Origin of the sequence: Legionella quinlivanii, assembly GCF_900461555.1 — a bacterium.
GTDB lineage: Bacteria > Pseudomonadota > Gammaproteobacteria > Legionellales > Legionellaceae > Legionella_C > Legionella_C quinlivanii.
This window is the reverse complement of record NZ_UGOX01000001.1, coordinates 2,658,079-2,672,633: the sequence shown is the minus strand read 5'-3', so window position 1 is coordinate 2,672,633 and position 14,555 is coordinate 2,658,079. Positions and strand designations below refer to the sequence as shown.

Below are 14,555 nucleotides of genomic sequence, written 5' to 3'. Positions count from 1 at the left end.
GGCAGGGAGCTTCCTCAGCGAAGCTCGTTAACCCCGGACTCATGTCTTTCTGTTTGCTCCACTGTCATTTTTTTCGCTTTCCTTCCGGATGACCTGGTTGTGTTCTTTGTTCCGAATAATCCCTCTGTGACCACAGGGGATAGGGTTTTCTTTTCCAGGGTTTCTTTTAATTTCTCAATTAATACTGCAATGCGTTTTTCCACAATCGGCAAGAGCTGCTCTTTATCCGGGCGCTCATTAATTATTTTTAGAACAGAATGTTTACCTTGTCCGGAAATATTTTTCAAAGCGAGCCAGGGACATTCCAGTATGATTTCAAGCTGCTGGGCGGAACAGATCTGCAGTGTGCGATAGATATAGGGTTTATCAGTCTTTGGGTTAATTTCAGTGAGAAATTTTGTGTGCTGACTTTGTAAAAAAAGCTTTAACAGATCCAGATCCAAAATAACCATTAAATTTTCAAAAAAATAATCTTCTGGCGGGAAGAGCTGGGTATCCCCTCGTCTGCTATTGTCTCTTCTGCTTGATTCCAGTCGGGTAATCAGCAGCGCAGTATCGAGCATGTGCAGGACTTCCTGCCTATGAGATAGAATGACATTGACCAGTCTATTGCCTGTCTCGTTGCAAAATCCAAACATCAATATACCGCCAAAAGAACGAGGGGCTGATTTCTTTGGATTGGGAATATGAAAATGACTATTGCCTATAAAAGAAATCAATTCCGGACGATTGTGAAGAAGACAATATAAAGCCCCCTGACTTTCTATACTCATAAATAAGTTATGAAAGACAGAGACGTCATGATGGCTATTTGTAAATAGATCCTCTTTCGTTATGGAAGCCTGGAACTCAGGGGTCGCTAGCATACCAAACAACATACGACCGGCTGGAAAAGAAGTCATGTGATAAAATAAATTGCTGCCATGATATGCAACATAAGGCATGTATGATATGTCGGATTTGGGGGCTTGCAGAGCATTTTTACAGGGGTACTTCTTTCTTAACCTATCCATCGACAGTGTGAGGCTGGGATATCTTGCCGCCCATCTAAGTACAAGATCTGCGCCAACATTATAATGAAAAAGCTGCGCCAGCAGATGCCCTTGTTCAGTGCCTGTAAAAATTGATCTGAGATAATCTTCATCCCATTCCAGTTCCGCCTGTCCTTGCAGAGCATGCAAGGTATAAATTCCATAGGCATCTTCGCAAAGTTTGGGAAAGAGGGGAGGCTGCTTTTTAGGGATTTGAGGAAATAGCATTTTCATATCAAGATACGCATGTAAGGGCCGCCCATTGAAGGCATCAGGATACCCAAGCAGATCAAGCTGTTTCCTGGTCTCTTCGTTTTTGCATAATAAAGGAAAGACGGGGCTGACCAAATGAGGTTTGCAGCGAAGCAGAATCAGAAAGATAGCAATAGCTAATTGATTGTTGTGTGTAAGCATAAGCGGTGCAATTTTCAATACCAGCTCATCTGGAAGCTCGACTGCATGTTCAATCGCATCCGGGGTTATAATGGGATAGCTTTCCGGATCCCTTATCACAACAGGAAAATAATCATAAAGAAGACTGTGCATTAAAGATTTGGAAGAGAGGATACTGTCTAAGAAATCCATATTCGTTTTTTTTCCATCATGGGTCAGTAGTTGAGTGATGTGCGGATGAGAAAATATATTTTCCCAAAGGCTATACAACTCCTCCCCAGCCCGCCACTTAGAGGTTGCAATAGGTGCCAGCTGGTTCAATCGTCTCAGATAACTTTCTCTGTATAAAGAACATAGTTCGTTGAATAGTGTTTGCGGTTTACCACGAAGCAGGATATTAAGGATCTCAACAACCTTGAGATCTCTATGGTTTATCATCAGAGGGGCTATTTTGAGAATAAGCTTGTCTGAGAAGTGGCCCTTTCGCTTTGTCGCCGTCGGACTCAGAATGCATGTATCATTCTTTTCTATCAGGGGAAAATAATTAAACAAACTGCTAACTAAATGTGAGGAGGAGAAAACGGCTTTCAGAAAGTCCATATCCTCTTCGGTCAGTAGTTGCATCGATTGGGGATGAGTAAAAATTTCATTCCACACACAATCCATGGTGTCCTGATTTTGTTCAGCTGTTTTTTCATCAGGAGCAAGCGCTTTAAGACAATTTAAATAATTATGACGAAGTGTCTTCAGTTCTTGAGCACGCAGTAAGCTCTTGGCGGCTTTGTCAGTATGAATGCTCTTCTTTTCTTGTTCTTGATTGGCTATGGGAGCGGGGGCTTTTGAGACTTCTTTAGCCGCTTGTTTTGAATTGACGGAAATATCTTGCAGGTTCGGGGAAAATGCCAGAGAGGCCGGCCCGGGCTTTGGTCTATCCCAACTCCCCAGTATACTATTTGCCTTCTCTTCAGAATATTTTAACTCTTTCATCAGGACGGAAAGTGCAGATAAATAATCATTCTCAGAATGATAGGCCTTAGCCTGCATAAGCCATTCTTCCTCGGTGGAAGCGCTATGGCCTTTAATATTGAGGCCTTCATTTTCTGCGAGGCGCCGTCCCATTTTGTGCATGGGCGAAACTAATTTCGCCAGCTTTTTATTAGCAGAGTGCAAAACAATGATATTGGCGGTCGACCTTGAGAATAAGACCACCAGCCTATGCATGGGAGCAGCAAATTCTGGATTCCCACGGTCTGGAGCGGGCCGGTTAAATTGCTGTTGATTCTCATCAAATTCAAAATCGCTGGGCAAATTTTTACTGATTTTCTCATAGACTTCCTCTGAAAAAGGTTCAACCAGTAAGGTAGTGGTATACTCAAGGCCTTTACTCGCCTCAGGTGATATAAAGGTGGTGCCAGGAAAATGCTTTTCCAGCATAGGCTTATGAACATCATCTGCAATAATACAAAATTTATGCGATTTCTTAAGCTCATTAATTTCGCTGATAAACTGCGGGCTTAGGTGATCAACCCAAATCAATTCGCCTTCAGCAGCGTCTTCTGACGATTTAATAAAACTGTTTTCATTCTTTTCGCCGATGCCGCCGGTTAATTCATACTTGATTTGTAGGAGTAAATTTAAAAATTTACTATGAAGTTTGGCGCTGCGGTGTGTTGTGGGTAATTTCAGGATATTGAGACTATGCCCTAATTTCTGCGCCTGAGCCTGGATAAGTCTCGCATTGGATTTATTGCCGTCGAGCTTTTGATTGCCATCACCTAAAAAGACTACCTCCCCTTTAGAAATATCAAAAATATTGGCCAACTGTTTGCCAGTTAAATCATTGCATTCGTCAACAGCTATAAATGAAGGTTGAACTCCAAGATTGAGAGAAGAAAAGTGCGGGTGGATTTTATCCTTGGGAATAGCGGCTTCAAATTTTGTATAATGCTGGAAGAATACCTCACGAAACTCCGCTGAGACTTCGCTTATCCGTTTGGCTTTATCGGTATATTGAGTTTTTGTATAGCCTGAGATTAATTTGAATTCCTTATAAAGTCTGACCGGATCAGCAATGAAAGGATGCAAAATCTGTTGATTCGCTTTCGCCAATACCTTTTGTTCGGCATAGAACTGGTCATACCAGCTTTTAAAGAAATTATCCGCTTCTTCTTCAGTAAATAAAGTCCGTTTTGGTGCATTTTCATCACCTGGTACATCCAGTGCGGCGAATTGTTCATAGGTCATGACCCAGACGGGAGGGAGCTCAGGATCAATACTATCAAGTAACTCCGATAATTTATCTCTGACCTGATTAACAAGCGCTGGCGATTTGGCAAGATAAATAATTGGCTGTTGCGACCCTCTGTTTTGCCAGCGCTTTTGTCTGATAAATGTTTCAGCCAAAATCGTTTTTCCTGAGCCTGGTATACCCTCTACATGAATTGGGGTTTGAAGCTCAAATGCAGATTGCTGTAAATCGCTCAACTCAATAAATCGGTGATGATATTCCACCGGCTTGAATCTTGGGTTCTCAGGCACTAATTCTTGCAGACCGGTGCTTTCCAAATCCTCAGCGTTTACTTTTTCCCATAGCTGGTCTTTGTGGTTATGCAAATAGTTTTTTAAAACCTGGGATTTTAAAAAACGTGAATTTTCATATTTATGATTAAGAATAACTTCTAAAACAAGCAGGCGAGGTTTGCCATTAAGTATTTCGGTGGTTAATAAGAGCCTGTCGGAGTGGTTCATGCGAACGCTGTAGATTTTGGGAGTAGTACCGGCCAGTACTTCCAGATCGAGTGCTGCCCATTCCCTGTTTCTGATTTTTGCCAAAGTATTATCAAGAATGGCTGCATCACGGTGGTTTTTCTCAAGAACCCCGTAAGTTGTTTTGTGCAAAGTAAGCATACTTGCCCAAATAAATATTTCATTAGCTTCGTTGGCTTTTTCAATGGGGATTGAGGGGTTTTTTATATTTCTTGTCTTTTGATTTGTCTGAGGTTGGCGGCTGCGTTTTTTATGAGAATGTTTTCTGGTCATGAACGTTATAAATAAGGCGAAGCGGAAGAGGGGAAATATACCATTTGATAAAAAAACAATCAATGTGAGTAAGTTAATGTGGATAATCCTATAGGCTTCGAGGCATTCCCTCACACTACTACGTTCCCGCTTTATGCACACAACTACGTTCACCGCTTTATGCACACTACTACGTTCCCCGCTTTATGCACACTACTACGTTCCCCGCTTTATGCGGGGAATCCAGTTTGTCTACGAGTTTCCTGGATCCCTCGCAGGAATCGAGGGACGTGGCTGTACACAAGCAGAGGAAGTAAATTATTTATATACGAGTTGATGTTCCAAGGCATCCTCAAGCTCAGGATATTGAAACTGATAACCATTATCCATCAGGCGGTTAGGGAGAACTCTTTGTCCGCTGAGCAGAAGGCATTCACCCATTTGACCAAAAAGCAGTTTGATGACCCACGCCGGGATTCTGAATAAAAGAGGGCGCTTCAGAACGCGTGCTAATGTTTTAGCAAAAATCTCCTGAGTAACGGGTTCGGGAGAGCAAATGTTCACCGGACCGGTGATGCCTGGATTAGCGAGGAGAAATTGATAAGCCCCAATAACATCCTGCATATCAACCCAGGAAATGACTTGCTGACCTTTGCCTAAAATACTGCCAATGCCTAATTTAAAAACAGGTGTAAGCTGACCTAACATACCGCCGTCCGGTGATAGAACCACCCCAAAGCGGGTGATGGTTACGGGTATGTCTGCTTCAATGGCTGCTTGCAAAGATTGCTCCCAGCGGATGCCCACCTCGCTTAGAAAATCATGAGGTGATTCATCATCAATAGCGCTGTTTTCGTCAAAGGCCTGGCTCTCATTTTGAGATTGTGTACCATAAATTCCAACTGCATTGGCGCAGAAGTAATGGGGCCGTGCCTGATGTTTTAACAGCCAGTCGATCAGTGTTCTGTTGGATTGAACACGTGAATTAATGATGTCTTGCTTGATGGTATTATTCCATCGAAGGGATGAGATATTTCTGCCGCAGAGATTAATCAGGGTATCAAAGCTATTCGGATCCACACTATCGAGCTGTTCCCAGGCCAAGTGTTTAACTGACTCTGGAAATTGCATTTGCAGGGTTTGCAGATTACGGCCTAATACGGTGATTTGATGTTCAGTACAAAAGGCCGAAACCAGCTTTCTTCCTATAAGCCCGGAAGCTCCTGCAATCAGTATATTCATGATGATCCTTAAGCCATTAATGACAGACTTTGAAGAATGCCTGCTGTCATGGGAGTGAACACTAAATCATTCCCTAATTCCTTTTTTAGTAATTCTATACTTAATCGCCTGGAGCTTTGCATGATTTCCCGTTTCATGTCGCTGGCAGTTTCCCAGATCTCATTCCAGGCTTGAAAAGAGGCTGCTGGATAATCGAGGTGGTGAGCTACCAGTTGCTGCAAAGCACCCATCTTTTTAGGATGCCCGTCTGCGATATTAAAAATACCCTGCACATTGCTTCTGGCAGCAAGCTGTGAGGCAATTTTAACTAAATCGGTGACCAGTATATGATTAGTATAAGGGGCTTGTTGGGGGAATAAAAGGGGGCTCTGACTGCGCGCCGCTTCAATTGGAAGTCGATTAGGTCCGTAAATTCCGGCAATACGCAATAAGACATACGCTGCCTCGTTTTTTCTGGCAAAGCGTTTCCATTGCTGTTCCGCATCCAGGCGCCTTAATTGCCTGTCATGCTGTATACGGCATTTAGCCCGCTCGCTCACCCATTTACCCTGATGATTGCCATAAACAGCGCTGGAACCGAAATAAACAATTTTAATGGGTTTTAAGCTTGTAATGCTTAAAAAGTCCTGAAGAAGAGAGTCATAATCTCCTGACGGGGGAGGAGGAATAAGATAATAGATGGTCAAATCATCTTTCTGCTCGATATTGAGATCGAGCAAATCGCTGGCCACATGCTGTAGACCAGGAAGGTATAATGCAGGATCGTAATGTCTGGAAACCGCGGTGACTTCCCCATGCTGTTTTAATAAATGCTGCGCAAGATAGAATCCGCAATAGCCATAACCGAGAATTAGATGATGCATAATGATTAGGAAAATAAACCTTTCATTATTCAATAAAATTTTAAAAAATCAATAGATTATGTTCACTTTATTGAACGATTACTAATTAAAACATCCAATTTGGTTGTAAATTTACACAATTTGATATTTAATGAAAAAGAACACATCGATGGAGTAAGGGAATGCCTGTCAGTGATCTGTGCCGTAAATCATTTGAAGAAATGATTCTGAATTATCAAAAAAATGGTCTGGAAGATAAGGACTTTGAAAATCTCCATCGCCATCTGAAGCAGTGGCTATATCGAATCAGTGTAGATGACAGCGAATATAATGACGCCCAGTTTGTTATGGAAATTGCTCAAAACGTTGACCTTCTGAATGACCGAAATTCAGGGTTAATCGCTGCTTATCATCAATTTACCAAAGATTATTTCAGGAATACCTCGCAGGCTCGATTATTTGTGAAGGGAAATGGAGATGTTTTAAGTAATTGGCCGGTCACGCCAGAGCCGCTATCGAGATCTCCTGCAGGTCCTTCAAGTGCTGCAACTACCACATTGTTTACCAAGCTCATTCAGGAAACAGCAGAACAGTTTGCTGCAAGACGTAAAGAACGGGTTCTAAATGAGATTAATAAAAAATTTACCATTCTTCCTACTGAAAATTCGCCGGAAATTACTTTAAAGTAGAGGTCATTGATGATTGGATTTCCTGGGTAAATTAAATCTTGCAAAACCGTTCGGCCTTTATGTGTGTGCAAAAAAGTCTTTGCGAGCCTTAGCGAAGCAACCCAGCTTATCACTTTGTTCAGGGTTCGATCTGGATTACTTCACTTCGTTTGCAAAGACGACAGGTTGCTATTTATGCAACAACGCCTTCGCGGAAATGACAGAGTTTGTAACAGCGTTGCATTGCAGCTACCCACTCCAATACTTTATTTGTTAGAATAACAGACTGTCTGGGTTGTTCCCTCCATTATGAGAAAAATGTGAAACCTTATTTCCCAAATTCCATTGAATTAAATGCTATTGGCATTGCGAAACATCAGAATGGTTTAATGCTTTATAACATGGAAAATAAAAGCCCTGAGCTGCTGCTTAGCCTCGCTGATTTATTTGATCTTCCCTACAGTGTCTATTTACTGGATGCCAGAGGAGCCACAGTTAAAATCAATGAAATAGGGGCTGCAGTTTGTGGTTACAATACACCCGAGCAAGCAGTGGGGAAAACAATTTTTGATGTATCCACAGACAGTGCCAGGCATTTGCTGGATAATTGTGAATCCATTTTAAAACAGGAAACCATTCAATTTTTTGATGAGTTTAATACGCGTCTGGATGGTAAATCGCTGCAGTTTTTATCCGTAAAATTTCCCTGTTACGACTCGGCTTGTCAATTACAGGGTACGCTGGGAATATCGATTGTTTTAGGTGAGCACTCACTTGCGGATGCCATAATGCGCCTGACTGATTCAGGTCTTTTACCTGAAAAAACATCTAACAACCCCGCAATTAAACTAAATCTGGAAAATGCCTCATTAACGCCGAGAGAGCAGGAGTGTCTGGAATATACTGTGAAGGGATTTACAGCCAAGGAGATTGCCAGAGAACTCTCGATTTCCCCCCGCACGGTAGAGGAATATATTAATCAGGTAAAAATAAAATTGGGTGTCAGTACCAAACGCGAGATGATTCAAAAAGTGCTTGATGTGTAAATAACCTGGCAACCCCGTATTCAGGACGGAGTGCTTTGAATCTCCGTGATTATTAACATGACGTTATTCAATCATGAGGAGACAAGCATGAAACCTTCCGTTAAAGCCAGTCCTGTAAATACTGAAAATCCTGAAGGGGATACGCAAGAATTCACTATTAGCCGTTTATTGAATCTTAGCAATAATCGTCCCATCAAAAATTTTGCCCGCCGCGGTATTTTTTTTCCTGCTGCGAAAACAATGTCGAGTAAATTTATTAACTTTTATAATCATGGCTGCCCAGTTGAAGCCTGGAATATTGACCCCCAAAAAGTCGCGCGTAACCAGTTCAAAGTGTTTTCAACCGGTGACGCATTTTCTATTCTATCCCCGAATGTTGCCATTCGCGGTGAGAATATCAATATTCATGTGGGGGTTTCATCGGGTACCTATTCGCAGTCAGTATTGCTTCATGAAGCATTGCAGCTTTGCCGCGGGATACATGAACATGGTGCGGAGCGAATAACCCTTGCATTACCCGAACAATTTCATCCGGTATTATATCCTGATGATTTTAATTTACTATTAATTAAATTATTCAAGGCAAGCGGCGCTAATAAACTTTATTATTATGATAAGAATTATCAGGGCATTCTGGATGAAAATCATATTGAAGCGAATATCCCTTTTAAAGTATCTCAGCAATCAAAGCCGGAAGAGTATCAGGTCAGTAAAGACGAATTATCAGCTTACCTGGAGTTACCCGCTAACCAGACGAGCGCGGCAACGTTAGACGCTAAAGTACTTCATTTTACCCGGCGAAGTTATTTAAATGCCGTCTGGTCCAAGCTCGATTTGTCTCACAGTAATCTAATGGAAATTGTCTGTGGCGATGCACCGGTAAGCCTTGAAGTTCCTGAAAAAAAACAAGAACATATATTGATTTGCTGTTCAGCCAACAGGGTTTTAGCTGAAGAAATCGCAAAAGAGCTTCGCCTGAAGGGGGAGGAAATTAAACTCTATTACATCGATGGATCAGGAATGGGAGCCACGATTCCTGATGAGGCGGTTATCGCAGGTTCGGTAGTGACGATTGTACAATCCACTCGCCCCAACCCTGATGATTTTGAGGCATCGGCTGAATACGAGAAAAATGGCGCTTCCGCCTATTTTTTTGAGGCTGCGATGATTGCAAGGCAGGCGCATTTACGGGGTGCCATGCATATCAATCTGATTAATCCTTACCAATTCAGCGCTCGTTCGGATAAGGCAGAAGATAATCCCAAGGGAAAAACGGGTGCTTATGTTCAGCATAATGGAAAACTATTTGAGGCGGCCGGGGTAAATAATGTGGTTACTGCGGAGTGTCATGATAATCATACCTTGTCAGGAACATACACTGGCAAAGAGATAAGAGGCTCGGCAGTCCCCGCACTGACAATTCTTGCTACCCGGATTGCTACAGAATGGCTCAATAATCCGGGACAAGGGCAGTTACGCCTGGTAACCCCAGACGCTGGGGCGGCCAAACGAACCAATGAGTTGACTCAGCATCTGCTAAGTATTTTGGGCGATAAATTATGTTCATCCCGCGTGCTTGGGGAAAAGCAGCGGGATTCTCATCAGGATACTAGTGCGACTATCAATAATATGAATGCTGGTGAGCTGGGAATTAATGCACAGGACAGATATTTAATTACTGACGATGAAACCGCGACGGGTAATACCCTGTGCCAGGCCATTAGCAATTTAAAGAAACAGGGCGCTAATAATATATCAGTCATTGTGGTTCATAATAATATGCCCCTGAACTGGCTGCAGCGACAACTTTGTTTATCGAGATTTCTGTACATGGGGGTGAGTGATTTGCATTTCAGTAATACTCAGGAAATGGGTAGTCTGGCAACTGGTTATGATGATCTCATCCAGACCTATGCTAAAAAAGCAGGTTTAAGCGAAACTCAAGTGAAAGAGCAGGTTTCAGAATGGTTTAAAAAGAATATTGCTGAAAGCTTTCCTGATCATTCACCTCAGTACCTTAAGGATGAGTTTGACCGGTTTACCTCTCAGTTAGAACAACTGAAGAACAAAGTCACTGTTCACTCCCTGGCGGATGAATTTGCAAAAAGGGTTCATATTCAGCCTTCTAAAGTGAGTGTATTTGAAAATACCCCAGGTGTTTCGATGGGGTATAGCTCTGATAAGAGAAATCCGCTATTTGCGTATATACCTCAGGCCCTGGCAACTGATATTAGTGTAAATACTCTGCCGCAGATTTTAGGTAGCGCCATTAGCAATTAATTGTAGGTGGGCCCTTGGCCGAACATTGAGTTCTGGAGTGGTGCGAGCCGTTTGTTGGGCCAAGGGCCCAACAAACGATAGCAGTGAGGGCTAGAGTGCTTTCATAAAGCTGACAAGATCTTTCTTTTCCTGATCATTAAGCTGAAGCTTCAATATCAGATTAAAAAATTCAACGCTATCATCCAGGGTTAATAAGCGGCCGTCATGCAGATAGGGGGGAGAATCCTTTATACCTCTCAAAGGAAAGGTTTTAATCGGCCCGTCACCCACTGCCATCATGTTGTTAATCATTACCGGTTTAAAGAACCGCTCTGTTTGCAGATTATGCATGGTGTTATCGGTGTAATAAGGAGGCGTATGACAGGTTGAACATTGCGCCTTACCAAAAAAGAGCTCCTGGCCGCGCAACTCTTCTGCGGTTGCTTTGGAAGGATCCAGTTTCCCATCTATTGCCAGTTTTGGAGCGGGTGGGAAATCCAGGATTTCCTGAAATTCCGCCATAAAATGAACCTGGCTGCCACGCTCGAGAATATTCACTCCTTTCTTGGTAGCAATCACCGGATCCCCATCAAAATAAGCTGCTCGCTGCTCAAATTCGGTAAAATCCTCCACCGTTTTTAACGCTCTTTGCGATCCAAATAAACGCTGGATATTCAGGCCGCGCAAACTGGGAGTATTAATCCGATGTCTGAATTCCTGTGGTCTGATATCACCTACCAGGTGGGTCGCTTTATTGGTATGGCCGTTCGAATGGCAGTCGAAACAGGCAACGCCGCGGCTAGGGGCCACTGTTCGTCTGTCTTCTGTCTGATTAAATTGCTGCTGCGGGAAGGGGGTAACCAGCAAACGCAATCCTTCTAATTGTTTTGGATTTAAAAGGCCATTAAACAATTCATAATAGTTATTGATATTGACCAATTTTCCTTTGGAAACATCGCCCAGATCAGGGCGGGTTGTCAGGAAAATCGGCGCAGGGAAAATGGGTAGGAAATGATCGGGAATATCGAAATCCAAATCAAAGCGGGTTAAATCACGTTGTTCCTGTTTATTGAATTCATCAATAACAAATTTGGGAAATAGCATTCCACCTTCCGGGTGATTAGGATGGGGCAGTGGCAGAAAACCCAACGGGTATACCCCTTTTTCCTTAATCTCTTCCGGGGTCATCTTCGCCAGGGCTTCCCAGGTTAGACCTGCAGGTAATTTAACACGGACTCCTTCCTGAATCGGCTTGCCGCCAGTCATGGTGGTGCCAGTTGCCGGTTTATTACTGAGGTCATAACGCTGTTCGAGCAAATCAGCATGTTTTTTTTCAACCGCTTCTTTCTGATCAACCATCCGCTTCATAATTGACTGAAAGTCTTCTTTGATATCGACTGGCATGTAGCTTGAGGGATGGTCAGAATACGCGGCTGTTCCGAATCCGACAAGCAAAGGGAAAAGCCATTTGGCAGAAGTGCGCATCAGATAAAATCCTTTTCCAAAAAATCAAAAGCTTAAAAGATAAATCAAAGACTTGCAATAGCCTTCAATTATGGTTGATCCGGCAAAGCGAGGCATAGTTACACTGCTGACAGACCGAACGATTGACAGGCTTCGGAGGGCAGAAACCTTCTGCAAACTCTTTGGCCAGTTGTTCGAGAGATTCTTGCCAGCCCGCTCTCGCTTCTGCCCAGGAACGTTCTTCGGGAAGGCTTTGGATATTTTTCAGTTCATAATCCTTCTCGCTTAAGCCTTTGCAGACATGCTGCCCTTCTTTGAGTGCCGAGAAAATCAGTGTATCGATGGCTTGATCAAGCAAAGCATACATCAAAAGCTGTGGTTCGCGCGGTCGTTCTTCATTCCAGGGAAGGCTGGAGGGTATACTGGTTTTGTAGTCAATAACCCATTTGCTTCCATCAGCCAATTGGTCTATTCGGTCTACGCGCAAATTAAACTCAATACCTTGCAGGGTTAAAAGAAAGCTTTTTTCAAGAGCCTCCACTTTAAACTCAGGACGCTCTTTTTCCCATTCGAGACACAGAGACAACAAACGGTGCAGGCGTTTAATCTCTACTTGCTGTATCAGCGGTGAAAAAGAATACACTCTCTGGCGTCGGTAAGGTTCAATGGCAGAAAGAATGCAATCGGAAATTAATGCGTTAAGTTCCTCTTCGCTTAAAGCCAGCAAACGTTCCTGATCAATAACCTGAAGCCAGAAATATTCAAGGGCTTTATGAGTTAGCTGCCCGCGCTCCAGGAGATTTAAGCCATCAAAGGCAGCCTGGCTTTGCTGAGCATGAAGACGATGAGCTGCAAAGGCCTGGAAAGGGCATTTTGATTGTTTAGCCAATAAAGCAGTGCTTCCCTTGATTAGGGGTTTGCTCTGAGGAATCTGATAGGTTTCTTCCAGCTTTTCAAGTTTAACCAGAGGCCTGGTATTATTAACCCCCTGACCGGTTCTTTGTACCGTGTCTTTTAACAAAGGAGAAGGAAGCTGGGGTTTATCTTCATCAATAGAGGCATAGCTGAAGACAACAAGCGGCGCATTTCGCAGAAAGGAGTCAAACTGTTTTTCCGCCAGATTCAAGGCATATTCTGAGCTGGTGTAAATCCTTTGATATTCTAAAGGGATGAAGGCAGAAGGTTTAATTTTCTTCGGCAGGCATTCATCAGTCATACCAGTCACCCAAAGCGCATCAAAACGTGCCCCTGAGGCTTCCAGTACCCCCATAATATGTAGACCGCTTTTTTCCGCTTTGGGTTGAAAAATAGTATTGGACGCTATCGAATGCAAGGCATCAAGTGCTTGCTCCTGGCTTAAATTGGAGCTAAAAAGCTGCAATTGTTTCAATTCAGAGAATAGATTAAGCAGCTTTTGCAGGCACTGATACGTTTCCGAATCCAGTGCCTGATCACCCGGAAATCCCATATGATTCAGCCTGTTCTGAAAATGCTGCAGCCATTGAGAAGGGGAGGCTGATTGAGGATAAATCTCGATTGAAGAAAGCGTTTTATATAATCCTGGCGTCTGGTGATGAAGTTCTTGTAAAAAGAAATGCCAGTCTATCCTCTCTTCCTGAAGTGAAACGCTGTTTTGTATGAACTGAGCCCGCTTAAGAAATTCTTTACTGGACTGATGTAAAAAAGGTGAATATAGCAGCAATCGAGCCTGATGGTTGCTGAGCGTTTGGCAATCCAGTTTCAGCCACTGCATGGCATGCCCAACAAGTGGATATTCACTTAAGGGCTTGCCCAGTGAAATACTATAGGGAACATTGGGCAGTCTGTTCTGAAGCAGACGCTGCAGTTTTGTGCCTTCAGTCTCCAGAGAGGGTACGACAACCCCAATTCGCCTGGCTTCAGAAAGCTGGGTTTTTGTCCAGGCAATCATTTCCTCATATTCATCGCTTGCATTTTTGGCCTGATAGAGACAGGTGATGCTTGTGGCGGGGTTTAATGTGGTATGAAGCACATTACAGCCGAGCCTCTCTAATTTAATCTGTAAACTTTTTTGTTGTGGAGTGTATTCCTCAAAGCAAACCCAAATACTGGCTGTATGCTGAACGCTTTCAAGAGCCAGGGCCAGATAATCCGCCAATTGCTCATCAACGATAGCCGGGATTTTATCCAGAGCTTGCTGAAACAAGAGAGACCATTTTGCAAAAGATTGAGTCTGCGCAGTTTGAGAAAATGTGGTGGTATTGATATCAAGCTGCCAGCGCTGACATTTGGCCCATGCGTCTTTAACCGCATCGATCAGGCCTGTGTGCAGGGTAATTTCAGTCTGCTGTTTCAGAATATCAAGCCAGAGATAATCGTACTGGGTTTTATTTAATAATAAAGGATGAGCCTTTTGGGAATTATCAAAACACATTCTGTTATATTGCATGCGAAGAAAATCCTGATAAGGCATGCAAAGCGGTTTTTTTAATGTGCTGCTGCTATGAAACTGAAAGAACTGCTCTAAAAGTTCAATCGAAAGACGCTTGGTTGGTGTTATAACTACAGCGCCATCTGCCATTAGGGCAAACAGTTTATCTTTGGCAATCATCC

Annotated in this window: 8 protein-coding genes; 3 read left to right on the top strand and 5 right to left on the bottom strand. The window is 43.0% G+C overall.

What is annotated here, in order from left to right:
- Positions 1–14: 14 nt before the first annotated feature.
- The 3 genes from DYH61_RS11350 to DYH61_RS11340 form a co-directional block, all read right to left on the bottom strand.
- Positions 15–4,463, bottom strand: a complete 4,449-nt coding sequence (locus DYH61_RS11350; RefSeq protein ID WP_146063021.1) for a DEAD/DEAH box helicase family protein — start codon at positions 4,461–4,463, stop codon at positions 15–17.
- Positions 4,464–4,760: 297 nt separating this feature from the next.
- Entirely contained in the window at positions 4,761–5,684 is a 924-nt protein-coding gene (locus tag DYH61_RS11345) for a TIGR01777 family oxidoreductase (protein ID WP_058507642.1), read from the bottom strand.
- 8 nt (positions 5,685–5,692) lie between these two features.
- Positions 5,693–6,547 (bottom strand): Rossmann-fold NAD(P)-binding domain-containing protein, encoded by an 855-nt coding sequence (locus DYH61_RS11340; RefSeq protein ID WP_058507641.1) that lies wholly within the window; start codon positions 6,545–6,547, stop codon positions 5,693–5,695.
- A 161-nt stretch (positions 6,548–6,708) separates the two neighbouring features.
- Here DYH61_RS11340 and DYH61_RS11335 point away from each other — a divergent pair, with 161 nt between their 5' ends.
- From DYH61_RS11335 to DYH61_RS11325, 3 genes are all read left to right on the top strand, one after another.
- The gene (locus DYH61_RS11335) at positions 6,709–7,215 is read left to right on the top strand and encodes a hypothetical protein (RefSeq protein WP_058507640.1); all 507 of its coding nucleotides are present in this window, start codon (positions 6,709–6,711) and stop codon (positions 7,213–7,215) included.
- A 299-nt stretch (positions 7,216–7,514) separates the two neighbouring features.
- Positions 7,515–8,240, top strand: coding sequence for a helix-turn-helix domain-containing protein (locus tag DYH61_RS11330; protein ID WP_058507639.1), 726 nt, complete (start codon positions 7,515–7,517; stop codon positions 8,238–8,240).
- Between the two features lie 87 nt (positions 8,241–8,327).
- Positions 8,328–10,520, top strand: coding sequence for a phosphoribosyltransferase family protein (locus tag DYH61_RS11325; protein WP_058507638.1), 2,193 nt, complete (start codon positions 8,328–8,330; stop codon positions 10,518–10,520).
- A gap of 90 nt (positions 10,521–10,610) precedes the next feature.
- Here the strand turns inward: DYH61_RS11325 and DYH61_RS11320 are convergent, their stop codons facing one another.
- Together DYH61_RS11320 and DYH61_RS11315 are read right to left on the bottom strand one after the other, a co-directional pair.
- Positions 10,611–11,984, bottom strand: coding sequence for a cytochrome B6 (locus DYH61_RS11320; protein WP_103989260.1), 1,374 nt, complete (start codon positions 11,982–11,984; stop codon positions 10,611–10,613).
- Between the two features lie 64 nt (positions 11,985–12,048).
- Positions 12,049–14,553, bottom strand: coding sequence for a PD-(D/E)XK nuclease family protein (locus tag DYH61_RS11315; protein WP_058507637.1), 2,505 nt, complete (start codon positions 14,551–14,553; stop codon positions 12,049–12,051).
- Positions 14,554–14,555 lie beyond the last annotated feature (2 nt).